17 protein-coding genes are annotated in these 14,579 nt (G+C 72.5%); 16 read left to right on the forward strand and 1 reads right to left on the reverse strand.

Going from position 1 to position 14,579, the window contains the following annotated elements:
• From E1281_RS27500 to E1281_RS27510, 3 genes are all read left to right on the forward strand, one after another.
• Positions 1-565 (forward strand): ATP-binding protein (locus E1281_RS27500; RefSeq protein ID WP_207943527.1); only part of this gene is annotated, 565 nt, incomplete at its 5' end.
• Complete coding sequence (locus E1281_RS27505; protein WP_279433657.1) at positions 562-1,221, forward strand: response regulator transcription factor; 660 nt, start codon at positions 562-564, stop codon at positions 1,219-1,221. The genes E1281_RS27500 and E1281_RS27505, both read left to right, overlap by 4 nt.
• Positions 1,222-1,384: 163 nt before the next feature.
• Positions 1,385-2,140, forward strand: a complete 756-nt coding sequence (locus E1281_RS27510) for a GntR family transcriptional regulator (RefSeq protein WP_165959130.1) — start codon at positions 1,385-1,387, stop codon at positions 2,138-2,140.
• A gap of 4 nt (positions 2,141-2,144) precedes the next feature.
• On the opposite strand, the gene E1281_RS27515 is transcribed toward E1281_RS27510, so the two are convergent.
• Positions 2,145-2,915 carry an enoyl-CoA hydratase/isomerase family protein gene (locus tag E1281_RS27515; RefSeq protein ID WP_165959131.1) on the reverse strand — a complete coding sequence of 257 codons (771 nt, stop codon included), beginning with the start codon at positions 2,913-2,915 and terminating at the stop codon, positions 2,145-2,147.
• A 261-nt stretch (positions 2,916-3,176) separates the two neighbouring features.
• Here E1281_RS27515 and E1281_RS27520 point away from each other — a divergent pair, with 261 nt between their 5' ends.
• From E1281_RS27520 to E1281_RS27580, 13 genes are all read left to right on the forward strand, one after another.
• Positions 3,177-3,713 carry a MaoC family dehydratase gene (locus E1281_RS27520; protein ID WP_131882621.1) on the forward strand — a complete coding sequence of 179 codons (537 nt, stop codon included), beginning with the start codon at positions 3,177-3,179 and terminating at the stop codon, positions 3,711-3,713.
• The gene (locus E1281_RS27525) at positions 3,710-4,744 is read left to right on the forward strand and encodes an LLM class flavin-dependent oxidoreductase (protein ID WP_131882622.1); all 1,035 of its coding nucleotides are present in this window, start codon (positions 3,710-3,712) and stop codon (positions 4,742-4,744) included. The genes E1281_RS27520 and E1281_RS27525 overlap by 4 nt, the downstream gene beginning before the upstream one ends.
• The gene (locus tag E1281_RS27530; RefSeq protein WP_131882623.1) at positions 4,741-6,012 is read left to right on the forward strand and encodes a CoA transferase; all 1,272 of its coding nucleotides are present in this window, start codon (positions 4,741-4,743) and stop codon (positions 6,010-6,012) included. The genes E1281_RS27525 and E1281_RS27530 overlap by 4 nt, the downstream gene beginning before the upstream one ends.
• Complete coding sequence (locus E1281_RS27535; RefSeq protein ID WP_131882624.1) at positions 6,009-7,382, forward strand: MmgE/PrpD family protein; 1,374 nt, start codon at positions 6,009-6,011, stop codon at positions 7,380-7,382. Before E1281_RS27530 ends, E1281_RS27535 begins: the two co-directional genes overlap by 4 nt.
• Positions 7,383-7,395: 13 nt before the next feature.
• A complete protein-coding gene (locus E1281_RS27540; protein ID WP_131882625.1) occupies positions 7,396-8,718 on the forward strand; it encodes a RidA family protein in 1,323 nt (440 codons plus the stop codon).
• Complete coding sequence (locus E1281_RS27545) at positions 8,715-9,215, forward strand: MaoC family dehydratase N-terminal domain-containing protein (RefSeq protein ID WP_131882626.1); 501 nt, start codon at positions 8,715-8,717, stop codon at positions 9,213-9,215. Before E1281_RS27540 ends, E1281_RS27545 begins: the two co-directional genes overlap by 4 nt.
• Complete coding sequence (locus E1281_RS27550; protein ID WP_131882627.1) at positions 9,212-9,664, forward strand: MaoC/PaaZ C-terminal domain-containing protein; 453 nt, start codon at positions 9,212-9,214, stop codon at positions 9,662-9,664. Before E1281_RS27545 ends, E1281_RS27550 begins: the two co-directional genes overlap by 4 nt.
• Positions 9,661-10,809, forward strand: coding sequence for an acetyl-CoA acetyltransferase (locus E1281_RS27555; RefSeq protein ID WP_131882628.1), 1,149 nt, complete (start codon positions 9,661-9,663; stop codon positions 10,807-10,809). Before E1281_RS27550 ends, E1281_RS27555 begins: the two co-directional genes overlap by 4 nt.
• Positions 10,806-11,240 carry an OB-fold domain-containing protein gene (locus E1281_RS27560; RefSeq protein ID WP_131882629.1) on the forward strand — a complete coding sequence of 145 codons (435 nt, stop codon included), beginning with the start codon at positions 10,806-10,808 and terminating at the stop codon, positions 11,238-11,240. The genes E1281_RS27555 and E1281_RS27560 overlap by 4 nt, the downstream gene beginning before the upstream one ends.
• A complete protein-coding gene (locus E1281_RS27565) occupies positions 11,241-12,401 on the forward strand; it encodes an acyl-CoA dehydrogenase family protein (RefSeq protein ID WP_131882630.1) in 1,161 nt (386 codons plus the stop codon).
• The gene (locus E1281_RS27570) at positions 12,398-13,264 is read left to right on the forward strand and encodes a CoA ester lyase (RefSeq protein ID WP_131882631.1); all 867 of its coding nucleotides are present in this window, start codon (positions 12,398-12,400) and stop codon (positions 13,262-13,264) included. The genes E1281_RS27565 and E1281_RS27570 overlap by 4 nt, the downstream gene beginning before the upstream one ends.
• A gap of 26 nt (positions 13,265-13,290) precedes the next feature.
• Positions 13,291-13,920 (forward strand): class I SAM-dependent methyltransferase, encoded by a 630-nt coding sequence (locus E1281_RS27575; RefSeq protein ID WP_131882632.1) that lies wholly within the window; start codon positions 13,291-13,293, stop codon positions 13,918-13,920.
• An 89-nt stretch (positions 13,921-14,009) separates the two neighbouring features.
• A complete protein-coding gene (locus tag E1281_RS27580; protein ID WP_131882633.1) occupies positions 14,010-14,486 on the forward strand; it encodes a carboxymuconolactone decarboxylase family protein in 477 nt (158 codons plus the stop codon).
• Positions 14,487-14,579 lie beyond the last annotated feature (93 nt).

A 14,579-nucleotide genomic window follows, 5' to 3' on the forward strand; every position in this document is an offset into this window, starting at 1 on the left:
GCCCGGGCGGGCCTCGGTGGAGCTGGTCACGGCGGGCAGGCAGACGCTCGATGAGCTGCACGCGCTGGTCGGGGCGCTCCGGACCCCGGCCGGCGAAGCCGGACCCGGCGGCGGGACGCTGGGCCTGGCCGACCTCGCCGCCGACTCCGCGTCGGTCGGCGTCCCCGTCGACCTCGTCGAGGAGGGCGACCCGGCGCTGCCCTCGCCGGCCATCGCGCGGACGGCGCACCGGATCGTCGGGGAGGCGCTCACGAACGTCCGCAAGCACGCGTACGGAGCGCACGTGCGCGTGGAGGTTCGGTACGAGCCCGAACAGGTGCGCGTCACGGTCAGCAACGGCAGGCCGCCCACGCGGAAGCCCGGCGCCGCGCGACCGGAGTCGGGTGACCCGGAGCTGGCGGCCGGGGGTTCGGGGACCGGGCTCCTCGGGGTGCGGCAGCGGGTCGAGCTGGTGGACGGGACGCTCGTGGCGGGGCCGACGCGGGACGGCGGATTCGTCATCGATGCGATACTGCCCGCATACGTGCCCACCTCCTCGCACACCGTGGGAGCACCGAGCCCGTGAACCCCGGCCCGATCCGAGTCCTGATCGTCGACGACGAACCGATGGTGTGCGCTCACCTGCGCACGATCCTCGGCACGGCCGCGGACATCGACGTCGTCGAACCGGCCCACGACGGGGAGGCCGCGCTGCGGGCCGTCGAGCGGCACCGGCCCGACATCGTCCTGATGGACCTCCGGATGCCCGGGATGGACGGGCTGACCGCGACCGAGCGCCTCAGGTCCCGTCCGGAACCCCCGGTGATCGTGGTCCTGACCACCTTCGACGCCGACGAGTACGTGATGCGGGCCCTGCGCGCCGGCGCCGCCGGGTTCCTGGTGAAGTCGACGCCGCCGGAGGATCTGATCGACCTGGTCCGCGCCGCCCGCAGAGGGCATACCGTGCTGTCGCCCGAGGCCATGCGGCGGCTGATCGCCTCCTCGTCTGCCGCGGAGCAGCACCGGGAGCACGCGCGGCGACTGGTCGCCGGGCTCACCGAACGCGAGACCGAGGTGCTGGCCTGCCTCGGCGAAGGGCTGTCGAACGCGCAGATCGGCAAGAGGCTCTCGCTGACCGAGGCGACGGTGAAGAGCTACGTGTCCCGGATGCTGGTCAAGCTCGGCTGCGAGAACCGCACCCAGGCGGGCCTGGCCGCGCACAACGCCGGCCTGGTCGGCTAGCCCTCCCCGCCGTCGGATGGTTCGGGGACCCCTCCGCGCCGCCCGTTCCGGCGCCTGGAGGTGCGGTGGCGCGGGGCCTCTAAGGTCCGATGTATTGCGCGGGTGACCTCGATGTCTGATGTATGCTCGACCGTGCTCGAACGACCGACCAGGGGGACGGAACGTGTCCAGCACCAAAGGCAACACCTCGGGCCGTTCCGGCGCGGGGACGGCGTCGGCACTGCCGGTCAGCCGGCTGCGCCCGGCCTACCAGCAGGTCGCCGACCAGTTGCGTGAGCTGATCCTGGACGGGTCCCTCGCTCCGGGCGACCGCCTTCCGCCGGAGGGCGAGATCGGCGGCAACTTCGGGGTGAGCCGCAGCACGGTCCGCGAGGCGCTGCGCGTGCTGGCGTCCCAGGGTCTGGTCAAGACCGTCCGCGGCACCACCGGCGGCACGTTCGTCTCGCACATCGAGCCCGACCAGATCAGCGACTTCCTCGAGGCCGGCATCGGGCTGATGTCGGGCTCGGCGGCGCTTCCGCTGTCGGCCATCCTCGAAGCCCGCGAGCTGCTGGAGGTCCCCGCCACGGCCATCGCGGCGGAGCGGCGCGAGCAGCGGCACCTCGACGCGCTGCGCGCGGTCACCGAGCGCGAGAAGCGCTCCCGCGGCCGGAGCATGAAGTTCCAGGAGCACCGGCACTTCCACGGGATCATCATGGAGGCGACCGGGAACGGGCTGCTCACGATGATGACGCAGCCGGTCTTCCACGTCCTGCGCACGCGGTTCCTGAACACCGACTCCCCCGCCGAGTTCTGGGCGCAGGTCGACGACCAGCACGAGCACATCATCGCGCTCCTCGACGAGGGACACGGCGAGGCGGCCAGCGCCGCGATGCGCGACCACCTCCGCCACATCCGCGACGCCTACAGCGAAGGCTGAGCCGTCAGGCCCAGCCGGGCGGGCGGTTCTCGCGGTGGGCGAGGAAGCCCTCCCGGCCGTCGGAGTCCGGCGCCGTGACGTAGGAGAGGAACTCCTCGACCTCCGCGGTGACCGCCTCGGCCAGGGGAAGCCCGTCGCCCGCGGCGAACTGGCGCTTCATCGCGGCCATCCCGGCGCGTGAGTTCCGGCTGAGGCCGGTGGCGAGCTCGGCGACGGCCGCGTCGAGCTCCCCGGCCGGGACGGCCTTCAACGCGAGGCCGAACTCGACGGCCTCCGCGGCGGAGATCCAGCGGCCGGTGAGAAAGATCTCCTTGGCGCGCTGGCGGCCGACGACGCGGGGAAGCCGCGCCGTCGAGCCGCCCACGGGGATGAGGCCGAAGCCGGCGTGCGCGTCGGCGACCCGCGCCGAGTCCGCCATCAGCACCAGGTCGCAGGCCAGCAGCAGCTCGAACCCGCCGGCGCGGGCCAGGCCGTTGACCGAGGCGATGACCGGCATCGGCAGCCGCTCCAGCCGCAGGGTGAGGGCCACGAGCCGCCTGGCCGTCCGCTCCCAGACGGCGGGATCGGCGAACGCCTCGTCCAGCAGGGCCAGGTCGAGTCCCGCGGTGAACGCGCGGCCCGTCCCGCCGATGACCAGGACGCGGACATCGGGGTCGGCCACGGCCGCGTCGATCGCGGCCTCCAGGTCGTCGAGCGCCTGCACGGTCAGGCTGTTCAGCGAGTCCGGGCGGGTGAAGGTGATGCGCGCCACCCGGTCCGCCACATCGAGGGTCATGGTCTCCAGCGTCGGCACAGCCGTCCCCCCCGGGCGGCCCCGCGGCCGTCCCCACCATAGATCTGATGTTTCAAAATCGAAGGTTACCCACCACCGGGCCAGGCCGACCCGAGCCGGGGTGCCCCATGCTAGGAAAAGTGCAGGTACAGGTGAGGGTCGGTGTCCATCCGAAAGGTCATCGGTCTTGGACACCGTCCCCGCCCGTACCCTATTATCGATATGTCTGACTTTAACGATGTGATGCGACGCGAGAGGACGGCCATGACGCTCAAGGACGGGTGGAAGGGACGGTTCTACGAGGACTTCCAGGTAGGCGACGTCTACCGGCATCCCCTTGGGCGCACGGTCACCGAGAGCGACAACACCTGGTTCACGCTCCTGACCATGAACACGAACCAGATGCATTTCAACGGCGAGTACGCCGCGAAGTCCGAGTTCGGCAAGCCGCTGGTCGTGTCCACCCTGACCGTCGCGATCGCGGTCGGGCAGAGCGTCGTCGACACCACCCAGAACGCGTTCGCCAACCTGGGCTGGGAGGACATCAGGATGTCCCATCCGGTCTTCGCCGGTGACACGCTGTACAGCGAGTCGCTGGTGCTGGACAAGCGCGAGTCGTCGAGCCGCCCCCACGCCGGCATCGTCACCATCCGCACCCGGACCCTCAACCAGGACGGCGACGAGGTCTGCACGTTCCGCCGCAGCTTCCTGGTCTACAAGCGGGGCGCCGAGCCGCTGAACGACCTTTTCCCCGAAGCGAAGAAGCCCCTCAGCCTCGAAGCCGAGGAAGGGCGCGCATGAGGATCACCTTCGCCCCCTGGGGCGAGACGCTCGCGGAGCTGACCGACGCGGCGCGCCGCGCGGAGGCGGCGGGCGCCGAGACCATCTGGGTGCCCGAACTGCACCGCAGCGCCACGGTCACCGCCGCCGCGCTCGCCGCCGCGACCGAGCGGGCCCGGATCGGCACCGGCATCGCGCTCGCGTTCACCCGCAGCCCCATGACCACCGCGCTGGAGGCGCTGGACCTGGACGACATGTCCGGCGGGCGGTTCGTCCTCGGGCTCGGGACGGGGGTCCAGCGGCTCAACGAGAACTGGCACAACGTCCCGTTCGGCAAGCCCGTCGCGCACATGCGCGAGACCGTCCGGAACATCCGCGAGTTCTGGAGGACCTGCACGACCGGCGACCCGATCGACCTGCCGGGCGACGAGGAGCCGATGAGGATCCGCGGCTACCAGCGCCCCTTCCCCGTCCGCCGCGCCGACATCCCCATCTACATCGCCGCGATGGGCCCGGCCATGACCCGCCTCGCCGGGACGATCGGGGACGGCTGGATCAGCCACGAGCTGTGCTCCCCCCGCTACCTCGCCGAGCGGGTCATGCCCGAGCTGGAGACCGGCCTCGGCCGCGCCGAGGGCAAGCTCCGCGAGGACCTCGACGTCGTCGTGTCCGCCTGCTGCTCGGTCTCCGACGACCGCGCCACGGCGCTGCGCCGCGTGTCCGGACTCGTCGGCTTCTACGCCAGCGTCCGCACCTACGCCGACTTCTTCGCCTTCCACGGGCTGGCGGAGCAGCAGCAGGCCGTCATCGACGTGTTCCGCAACGGCACGGGCGCCGAGCACCTGGCCGAGGCCGTCTCCACCGAGATGATCGACGCGCTCACGATGGCGGGCGGGCGCGACGAGGTCGCCGAGCGCGTCGCCGCCTACGAGGGCGTCGCCGACTCGGTGAAGCTCAGCCCCCCGACCCACGGCCTCAGCGCCGCCGAGACCCGCGCGGCCCAGGACGCGCTCCTGTCGCTGCTGCCAGACCTCACAGGGAGTTCTACGTGAAACCTCTGGAAGACGTCCGCATCATCGCCGTCGAGCAGTACGGCGCCGGGCCGTTCGGCAGCGTGCACCTCGCCGACCTCGGCGCCGAGGTGATCAAGATCGAGGAGCCCCGGTCGGGCGGCGACGTCGGCCGCTACGTCCCCCCGTACGGCGAGGACGAGGACTCGCTGTTCTTCGAGACGTTCAACCGCAACAAGCGCAGCCTCTCCCTGGACCTGTCGACCGAGGGGGGCCGCCGGGTCTTCGAGGACCTGGTGAAGGTGTCCGACGTCGTGTACTCCAACCTGCGCGGCGACGTCCCGAAGAAGATCGGCATCACCTACGACGACCTGAAGCACCTGAACCCGGCGATCGTGTGCTGCTCGCTCACCGGGTTCGGGATGAACGGGCCGCGCAGCAAGGAGCCCGGCTACGACTACGTGCTGCAGGGCCTCGCCGGATGGATGGACCTGACCGGAGAGCCGGACGGCCCGCCCACCAAGTCGGGGCTGTCGCTGGTCGACTACTCCGGCGGGTTCGTGGCGGCGATCTCCCTGCTGGCCGGGCTGCACGCGGCCCGCCGCGACGGCGTCGGGATGGACTGCGACGTCAGCCTGTACGACACGGCGATCGGGCTGCTGACCTACCCGGCGACCTGGCACCTGAACGCCGGGTTCACGCCGGAGCGGACGAGCCACTCGGCGCACCCGTCGCTGGTGCCGTTCCAGGCGTTCGAGGCGAGCGACGGCTGGTTCATCGTCGGCTGCGCGAAGGAGAAGTTCTGGACGCGGCTGGCCTCCGTCGTCGGCCACCCCGAGTGGGCCGAGGCCGACTCCGGGTTCGGCTCGTTCACCGACCGGGCCCGCAACAAGGACACGCTGATCCCCCTCCTTGAGGACATCTTCCGGCAGCGGACCGTGGACGAGTGGCTGGAGCAGCTGTACGCCGCGTCCATCCCCTGCGGCCCGATCAACGACGTCGAGCAGGCCATGAAGGAGGAGCACACCAAGGCGCGCGGCCTGCGGGTGACGACCGAGCACCCGCGTTTCGGCACCGTCGAGCAGCTGGCCTCGCCCGTCCGGGTGGGCTCCGAGCGGCCCGAGTACCGCCGGGCACCGCACCGCAACGAGGACTTCGACCTGGTGATCCGCGAGATCGCCGGGTATGACGACGCCACGGTGGCCGAACTGCGGGACGGGGGAGCGTTCGGGGACGTCGAGCCGCCCGCGGCCAGGCCCGCGCCGGACGGGAAGGCCCCCGAGACCGAACCGGAGGCGGCGTCGCGATGATCGCACGGGAGCTGGCCGCCTGGGCCCTCGGCCTCGCCGAGGTCCCCGGGCCGGTGAGCGCCGCCGCGACCCGGCACCTGCTGGACGGCTTCGGCACCGCGCTCGGCGCCCTCCGGACGGGCGCGGCGACGCCCGCGATCGAGGTGGCGCGCGGCCTCGGCGGCCCGCCCGAGGCGACGGTGCTCGGCGGCGGCGACCCGCTGTCCGCGCCCGCCGCCGCGCTGGCGAACGGCACGCTCGTCCACGCGCTCGACTTCGACGACACGCACGCGGGCGGGCTGGTGCACGCGACCGCGGTCGTACTGCCCGCCGCGTTCGCCGTCGGCGAGCAGACGGGCGCCTCGGGCCGGGAGATCCTGACGGCGGCGGTCGCCGGGTACGAGACGGCCTGCCGGGTCGCGGCCGCCGCGCCGCACGGCTTCCACGCGCGCGGGCTGCACGCGACCATGGTCGCCGGTGTCTTCTCGTCCACGCTGGTCAGTGCCCGGCTCCTCGGGCTGGACGCGGAGCGGGCGGCGAACGCGCTCGGCATCGCGGGCAGCCAGGCGGGCGGCCTGCTCGCCTTCCTCGGCACCGGGGCGTCCACCAAGCAGCTCCATCCCGGATTCGCCTCGCAGTCCGGGATCATCGCCGCGCGGCTCGCGGCGGCCGGGGCGACCGGGCCGGAGACCGTCTTCGACGGCCCGCACGGCGTGTTCGACACCCTCTCCGCGAACGCGGCCGAGCCCGCCTCCATCGTGGACGGGCTGGGCGAGCGCTGGGAGACCACCCGGATCGGGATCAAGCCGTACGCGGCGTGCCAGCTCTCCCACGCCACGATCGGGGCCGTCCTGGACGCGATGGCGCGCGAGGACTTCGGCGCGGACCGGGTCGCCGGCATCCACGCAAAGGTCCACCCGGACTCGGCGCCGGTCGTCTGCGACACCTCGCGCGACCTGACCCGCCCCGCGAGCCCGTACGCGGCGAAGTTCTCGCTGCCGTGGACGATCGCCGCGCTGATCACCGACCGGGGGCTGACCCTGGAGACCTTCGAGCCGGAGTCGATCGCCCGCCCCGAGGTGGCCCGGCTCGCCGCCCGCGTCCGCTGGGACGTCACCGGCGCCGCCGGCGTCGTGGCCGCCGACGCGCCCGGCGAGGTCACGATCACGCTCGACGACGGCCGCGCGGTGGCCGGCTCGGTGCGGCGCAGCGAGGGCGGCGGCGACCGCCCGCTCGGCCGCGCGGCGCTGCTCGCCAAGTTCCAGGGCAACGCGGGCGTCCCGGCCGCGGACGCCGAGGAGTTCGCCCGTACCGTCGAGACGCTCGGCGACCGGCCGGACGCCGCCTCCGTCATGCGGGCCGCCGCGCGGCTCGCCCAGCTCACCCCCTAGCGCAGGAGAAGGAATGACGCTGCAAGCGATCAAGCCCGCCGACTTCCCGTGGTTCCCCTACGAGGGGTTCACGTTCTGCCTCGGGCTGTCCGAGGACGGCGGCGCGTGGTCGTCCGGGCACACCGCCGCCGCGCACGACGCGGCGGTCGGGAAGATGACCGTCGGCGGGACGATGGCCGAGCAGGCCCGCATCGCCTACACGAAGGTCATGACGATCATCGAGGCGGCCGGGTACGGGCCCGGTGACGTCGTGCACGTGACGGAGAACGTCACGATCGCCGGGCTGGCCGACTACGAGGCCGCCGCGGCGGTCCGCAAGGAGGTCTTCGGCGAGCACGAGCCCACGGTGACGACCGTGGTCGTGGAGCGTCTCGTCCGCTCCGCCGCGCTGCTGGAGGTCGAGATGCACGCCGTGCGGGGCGGCGGCTCCGAGCTGCTCGCGGCGAGCGAGCGGCGCGAGGCCGGAACCTGGGCGCCCTCCCCGGTCCGGGAGGGCCACGACGGCACCGTGCACCTGCCGACCATGGTGCCGATCGACGCCGCGGGCGACATCGTGAGGCCCGGCGACCTCGCCGGGCAGTACGCCTACTGCCTCGACCAGGCCGACGTGCTGCTCCGCAGGGCGGGCCTGTCGCTCGACGACGCGGTGACGACCTACGACTACTCGACGCCGGAGACCCGGGAGGTCTACCGCAAGACCCACCGCGTCCGGAAGGAGCGGCTCGGCGGGGCGGGCGTGTACCCGGGCGCGGGCGGCATCCTGATGAGCCGGCTGCACCACCCCGAGGCGCTCGTCGCGATCGACGTCACCGCGTCGCGGCACCCGCTGGAGCCGGTCAACCCCGGCTGGTCTCGGTACGACACGCTGACCTACGCGCCGGGCGTCCGGGCGGGCCGGACGCTGTTCATGTCGGGGTTCGCGGCGCTCGACATGGAGACGCAGAAGGCCCTGCACCCGGGCGACATCGGCGCGCAGGCCGAGGCGACCTACGGCGCCGTCCTGCACCTGCTGGAGCACGCGGGCCTCGGCCCGGCGGACCTGCTGTCGACCATCGAGTTCTGCGTCGAGTCGGCGCTGCGCGACTACCGGGCGGTCGCGCCCGTCCGGGAACGGCTGCTGTCGCCGCCCTGGCCCGCGTCGACCGGGGCGATCTGCAAGGGGCTGCTGCGTCCGGAGTTCCTGCTCGAGGTGTTCCCGACCGCGCTGTACCCGGAGGGGGCCCCGACCACGGCGCACTCCACCACGGCGCACTCCACCACGGCGCACTCCACCACGGGGCACTCCACCACGGGGCACTCCACCACGGGGCACTCCACCGCGGGAGAGGGCTCATGACGCTGCTCACCGACGAGATCCGCGCGCTCGCCGGCCGGACGAAGGTCTACACCGCGCCCGAGCCGATGGGCGCCGCCGCCGGACGCTACTTCGGCCTCGCGGTCGGCGACCACAACCCGCTGTACTCCGACCCCGAGTACGCGCGGGCGCAGGGGCTCGCGGACGTGACCGCGCCGCCGACCCTGATCTGCGAGACCAACCAGTACGCGAACCTGCCGATCGGCCCGGACGGCGACGCGGGCCACAACTGGGGCATCGAGATCCCCGGGACGCGGAAGGTGCGCGGCGGCAACCGCTACGTGTTCCACCGGCGGATCCTGCCGTCCGACATCGTCACCGCCACCTGGGTGATCGTCGGCGTCGCCGCCAAGACCAACCGGGCGGGCGCGGAGATGCTGATCATCACGTCGCGGGCGACCTACACCCAGCAGGACGGGGAGAAGCTCGCGGAGAACGAGGAGACCATCATTTTCGTATCGCTGGAGGCGGGCTCATGACCGCGCAGGCCGTGCATGAGGCCGGGGGGGCCGTGCCGCCGCTGGAGCGCCGGATCGGGCTCCCGGACATGATCGCCTACGCGGGGGCCACTTGGGACTGGTACCGGCTGCACTACGACACCGAGTTCGTGAAGGCGTCGAAGCTGCCCGGCCCGGTCGTCGACGGCCAGGTGTTCGGCGCGCTGCTGGTCGAGCAGATCCAGGACTGGCTCGGCCCGCAATGCTTCGTCCGCACGCTGGAGTTCAGCTTCAAGGCGCTGGTGTTCGCGGAGGAGACCGTCCGCTGCGAGGGGACGGTCGCCGAGGCCGGCGACGGCTACCTCGATCTCGACCTGCGGGTGGTCGTGGTCGGCGAGGGCGGCGAGGAAGACCGCGTCGCCGTGGCACCGGCCCGCGCCCGCGTCCTGCTCGGCACGGCCGACGGCCCCGGCGCCGCGGGGGAGCCGTGAGCACCGGTGTCGCGATCGTGGGCGCCGCCGAGTGCGACCTCGGGGTGACGAACCGGTCGGTCCTCGGGCTCCAGACGCAGGCGGTCACGCGAGCGCTGGACGACGCGGGCCTCAGCCTGCGCGACGTCGACGGCATCGCGACGACCGGGGTGTCGCGGTTCTCGGCGACCCAGCTCGCCGACTACTTCGGGCTCGAACCCCGCTGGACCGACTCGACGTACGCGGGCGGCTCCGCGTTCGAGATGTTCGTGGCCCGCGCCGCCCAGGCCATCCAGGCGGGACAGGCCGCGACGATCGTGATCAGCTTCGCGTCCGACCAGCGGTCGGCGCGGTCCCGTTCGCTCGGCGGGGTGGTCGAGGACCACACGCCCGAGGCGCAGTTCGAGACGCCGTACGGGCCGCTGTTCCCGCTGTCGTACTACGCGATGGCGGCGCAGCGGTACCTGCACGCCTACGGCGGGACGCGCGAGCGGCTCGCCGAGGTCGCCGTGGCGGCGCGGGAGTGGGCGCTGCTGAACCCGGCCGCGTTCCGCTACGGCAAGGGCTCGCTCACCCCGTCCGACGTGCTCGGCTCGGCGATGATCTCCAGCCCGCTCACCGCGCTGGACTGCTGCCTGGTCACCGACGGCGGCGGCGCGATCGTGCTGACGTCCCTGGACCGGGCGCGCGACCTGCGCCGCACGCCCGTCGAGGTGCTCGGCTACGGCGAGCGGACGACCAACACCTCGATGACCGCCGTGACCGACCTGACCGTCACGGGCGCGGCCGGCTCCGGCGCGGACGCCTTCGCCCGCGCGGGAGTCACCCCGGCCGACATCGACGTCGTGCAGGTGTACGACTCGTTCACGATCACGGTCGCGCTGACGCTGGAGGCGCTGGGCTTCTGCGGCCGCGGCGAGGCCCTGGACTGGATCTCCGGCGGGCGGATCAGGCCCGGGGGCGACTTCCCGCTCAACACCTCGGGCGGCGGCCTGTCCTACTGCCATCCGGGCCAGTTCGGGATCCTCCTGCTGGTGGAGGCGGTGAAGCAGCTGCGCGGCGACGCCGGGGACCGGCAGGTCCCGGACGCGCGGCTCGCCGTCGCGCACGGCACGGGCGGGATCCTCTCGACGCACGCGACGGTGGTTCTGGGGGTGGACGGATGACCGGCCCGGACGGCTTCGAGCCCGATGTCCCGGCACCTGACGAGATCACCGGCCCCTGGTGGGAGGCGACCCGGGAGCACCGGCTCGTCCTCCAGACCTGTGCGCGCTGCGCCGGAAGGCAGCATCCGCCGCGCCCGATCTGCGTCCACTGCGGGTCGGGCGACCTGGAGTGGGCCACCTCCGGCGGCACGGGCGTCGTGGACTCCTTCACGGTCGTGCACCGTGCCCCGCGTCCGGACCTCACCGTCCCGTACGTCATCGCCCGCGTCCGCCTGGACGAGGGGGTCGTCCTCCTCACCCGCCTCACGCGGCGGGAACCGGACGAATGGCACATCGACGACAAGGTTCAGGTCGCCTGGGTCGACCTGGACGACGGGAGAGCGCTCCCGGTATTCACCCCGTCGTCCCCTGAGACCGAGAAAGGCAGCTAAGTGGACTTCCAGCTCAACGAGGACCAGCGCGAGTTCCGCTCCGTCCTGCGCGACTTCGTGGACAACGAGATCATCCCGGTGGCGCGCGACTGGGAGCAGTCCGGCCGCTACCCCACCGAGATCGTCAAGGGCATGGCGGACATGGGGCTGTTCGGGATCACGATCCCGGAGGAGTACGGCGGCCTCGACCTGGACCCCGTGTCGTTCGCGCTGGTCTTCGAGGAGATCGCGCGCGGCTGGATGGGGATCGCGGGCATCCTCGGCAGCCACTCGCTGGCCTGCCGCATGATCGCGATGCGCGGCACCGACGAGCAGAAGCGCACGTACCTTCCGGACCTGGCGACCGGCAAGCGCCGCACCGGCATCGGCCTCACCGAACCGGACGCGGGCACCGACCTCCAGGGCATCCGCACCACGGCCCGCTTGGAAGGCGACCACTACGTCGTCAACGGGTCCAAGATGTGGATCACCAACGCCCGCTACGCGGACCCGCTGCCCGTCCTGGTCAAGACGGACCCCACCGCCTCCCCTGCGCACAAGGGCATGAGCATCCTGCTCGTGGACGCCGACACCAAGGGCTACGAGATCACCAAGGACATCCCGAAGCTCGGCTACAAGGGCACGGAGTCCTGCGAGATCGTCCTGGACAACGTCCGGGTGCCGAAGGAGAACCTGCTCGGGGGCGTCGAGGGCAAGGGCATGCAGCACGCCCTCTCCGCGCTCGAATGGGGCCGGGTCAACATCGCCGCGCGTTCGGTCGGCATCGCCCAGCGCGCCCACGACGAGGCTCTCGCCTACGCGGGCCAGCGCAAGGCGTTCGGCCAGACGATCGGCGACTTCCAGGCCGTCCAGCTCCAGCTCGCCACGGTGGCGACCCAGCTCCAGGCGGCCCGGCTGATGGCCTACTTCGCCGCGGAAGCCGTCCGGCAGGGCCGCGCCGACGGCGAGACCGGCATGGCGAAGATCTTCTGCTCGGAGGTCGCCCTCCAGGCCGCGATCGACGCGATGAAGATCCACGGCGGCTACGGCTACTCCACCGAGTACGAGGTCGAGCGCCTCTACCGCGACGCGATCCTGATGAGCATCGGCGAGGGCACGAACGACGTCCTGCGCACGGTCGTCGCCAAGTCCCTCCTGCGCGGCGAAACGGTCGTCCGATGACCGGCAGGCTGCCCCGCAGCTACCTGTACGTCCCGGGGAACGCCCCGGACAAGCTGGCCAAGGCGCTGACCCGCGGCGCCGACGCGCTGATCGTCGACCTGGAGGACGCGGTACCCCCGGGCGCCAAGGACGCCGCGCGGCGCTCGGTGGCCGACTGGCTCCGCTCGGCCCCGGAGACCGGCGGCGCCGAGCTGTGGGTACGGATCAACGGCGGCGAGGCGGGGCACGCGGACGTCCGGGCCCTGGCCGGCCTGCCCGCGCTGACCGGCCTGGTGATCGCCAAGACCGAGGACGCCGCGCAGGTGGCGGCGGTCGCCGCCCTCCTGGCCGACCTGGGAGACGTGACGACCCGCCTCATGCCTCTCCTGGAGACCGCGGGAGCGATCCTGGACGTCCGGGAGATCGCCCGCGCGCCCAGGGTCCACCGCCTCCAGATCGGCGAGGTCGACCTCGCCGCCGACGCGGGCCTCGACCCCGGCCCGGACGAGTCGGAACTGGCGTTCGCCCGCACCATGACCGTCATGGCCAGCGCCGCGACCGGCCTCCACCCCCCGGTCGGCCCGGTCTCCACCATCACCTCCGACCCGGACGCCCTCGCGGCCTCCACCGACCGCGTCCGACGCCAGGGCTTCGTAGGCCGAGCCTGCATCCACCCCGCCCAGATCCCGGTGGTCCACACGGCGTTCACCCCGTCCTCGGAAGAGATAGCCCAAGCCAAGGACGTCCTCGCAAGGTATGAGGCGGCGACCGCGACCGGCTCCGGCGTAGTCCTGGACGCCGGGGGCCGCCTGATCGACCCGGCCGTGATCCGCCTGGCCCGCCGCACCCTCGCCACCGCCGCCCCGGGCCGCCCCGCTCCATAGGTGTGCGGGTGTTAGCTTCTTCACCCGTGACGGATCACCAGGACGAGACCAGGGCGGGCTACGACGGGGTCGTGGAGCTGTACGCGTCGCTGTTCGCCGACCGGCTGGAGACGCAGCCGTTCGCGCGGGCCATGATCGGCACCTTCGCCGAGCTGGTGCGCGGCACGGAGAACCGGCGGGCGGCCGATGTCGGGTGCGGTCCGGGACATCTGACGGTCATGCTGCATGACCTCGGGCTGGACGCCTTCGGCCTCGACCTGTCCCCGGGCATGGTCGCCCACGCCCGGCTTGCCCGCCCGGAGCTGCGGTTCGACGAGGCGCGGATGGAGGACCTGCCGGTCGAGGACGGCGCGCTCGGCGGCGTGCTGGCCCACTACTCGATGATCCACACCCCGCCCGGGGAGCTGCCCGCGCTGCTCGCCGAGCAGGCACGCGCCCTGGCGCCGGGAGGGCTGCTCCTGGCGTCGTTCTTCGCGACCGAGGGACCCGAGCCGGTGCGCTTCGACCACAAGGTGGCGCCCGCCTACAGCTGGCCGGTGGACCGGTTCGCCGAGCTCATGACCGGGGCCGGGCTCGTCCCGTTCGCCCGGCTGGTCCACGACCCGGCCTCCGAACGGGGCTTCCTCGACGCCCACCTGATGGCCCGCCTCCCCTAGGCGGTGCGGAGGGACTCGTCCGTCGGTCACATCTCGCCGGGCCGCATCGTCAATGACGTGTAGCCGTCCGCACAGCGAGGGAGATGACCATGGACGCCCGTTTCACCTACTACGACACGTCCGTCGCGGCCAAGTTCATGCAGGCCATGCAGTCGGCGGGCAAGACCCTGATGGGCTCGACGCTGCCCGTCCCGACGCAGGAGCTGGTGCGGCTCCGTGCCAGCCAGATCAACGGCTGCGCCGTCTGCGTCGACATGCACACCAAGGAGGCCGCCCACGCCGGGGAGACCTCGCAGCGGCTCCACCTGGTCGCGGCGTGGCGCGAGGCGACGGTCTTCACCGACGCCGAGCGGGCCGCCCTGGAACTGACCGAGCAGGGCACCAGCATCGCCGCGGGCGGCGTCACCGACGAAGCCTGGGCGAACGCCGCCAAGCACTACGACGACGAACAGCTCGCCGCCCTGGTCTCCGTCATCGCCCTCATCAACGCCTGGAACCGCATGAACGTCATCACCCAGCAGCCCGCCGGCGCCTACCAGCCCGGCCAATGGGGCTCAGGCGACTGAGCCGCCACGTTGACTTGCGGCGTGTTGTTGTTATCCGGCCTGCCATAACAACAACACGCCGCAAGTCAACGAGGGGGAGGCAAGGGGTCAGGG

The sequence above is a fragment of the Actinomadura sp. KC345 genome, assembly GCF_004348515.1.
Lineage (GTDB): Bacteria > Actinomycetota > Actinomycetes > Streptosporangiales > Streptosporangiaceae > Spirillospora.

What these genes read in the sequence shown, in the direction of transcription:
- E1281_RS27520 (WP_131882621.1), top strand. Translation starts at nt 3,177, where the DNA reads ATGACGCTCAAGGACGGGTGGAAGGGACGGTTCTACGAGGACTTCCAG.
- E1281_RS27540 (WP_131882625.1), top strand. Translation starts at nt 7,396, where the DNA reads ATGACGCTGCAAGCGATCAAGCCCGCCGACTTCCCGTGGTTCCCCTAC.
- E1281_RS27545 (WP_131882626.1), top strand. Translation starts at nt 8,715, where the DNA reads ATGACGCTGCTCACCGACGAGATCCGCGCGCTCGCCGGCCGGACGAAG.
- E1281_RS27550 (WP_131882627.1), top strand. Translation starts at nt 9,212, where the DNA reads ATGACCGCGCAGGCCGTGCATGAGGCCGGGGGGGCCGTGCCGCCGCTG.
- E1281_RS27560 (WP_131882629.1), top strand. Translation starts at nt 10,806, where the DNA reads ATGACCGGCCCGGACGGCTTCGAGCCCGATGTCCCGGCACCTGACGAG.
- E1281_RS27515 (WP_165959131.1), bottom strand. Translation starts at nt 2,915, where the DNA reads ATGACCCTCGATGTGGCGGACCGGGTGGCGCGCATCACCTTCACCCGC.
- E1281_RS27535 (WP_131882624.1), top strand. Translation starts at nt 6,009, where the DNA reads ATGATCGCACGGGAGCTGGCCGCCTGGGCCCTCGGCCTCGCCGAGGTC.
- E1281_RS27570 (WP_131882631.1), top strand. Translation starts at nt 12,398, where the DNA reads ATGACCGGCAGGCTGCCCCGCAGCTACCTGTACGTCCCGGGGAACGCC.
- E1281_RS27580 (WP_131882633.1), top strand. Translation starts at nt 14,010, where the DNA reads ATGGACGCCCGTTTCACCTACTACGACACGTCCGTCGCGGCCAAGTTC.
- E1281_RS27525 (WP_131882622.1), top strand. Translation starts at nt 3,710, where the DNA reads ATGAGGATCACCTTCGCCCCCTGGGGCGAGACGCTCGCGGAGCTGACC.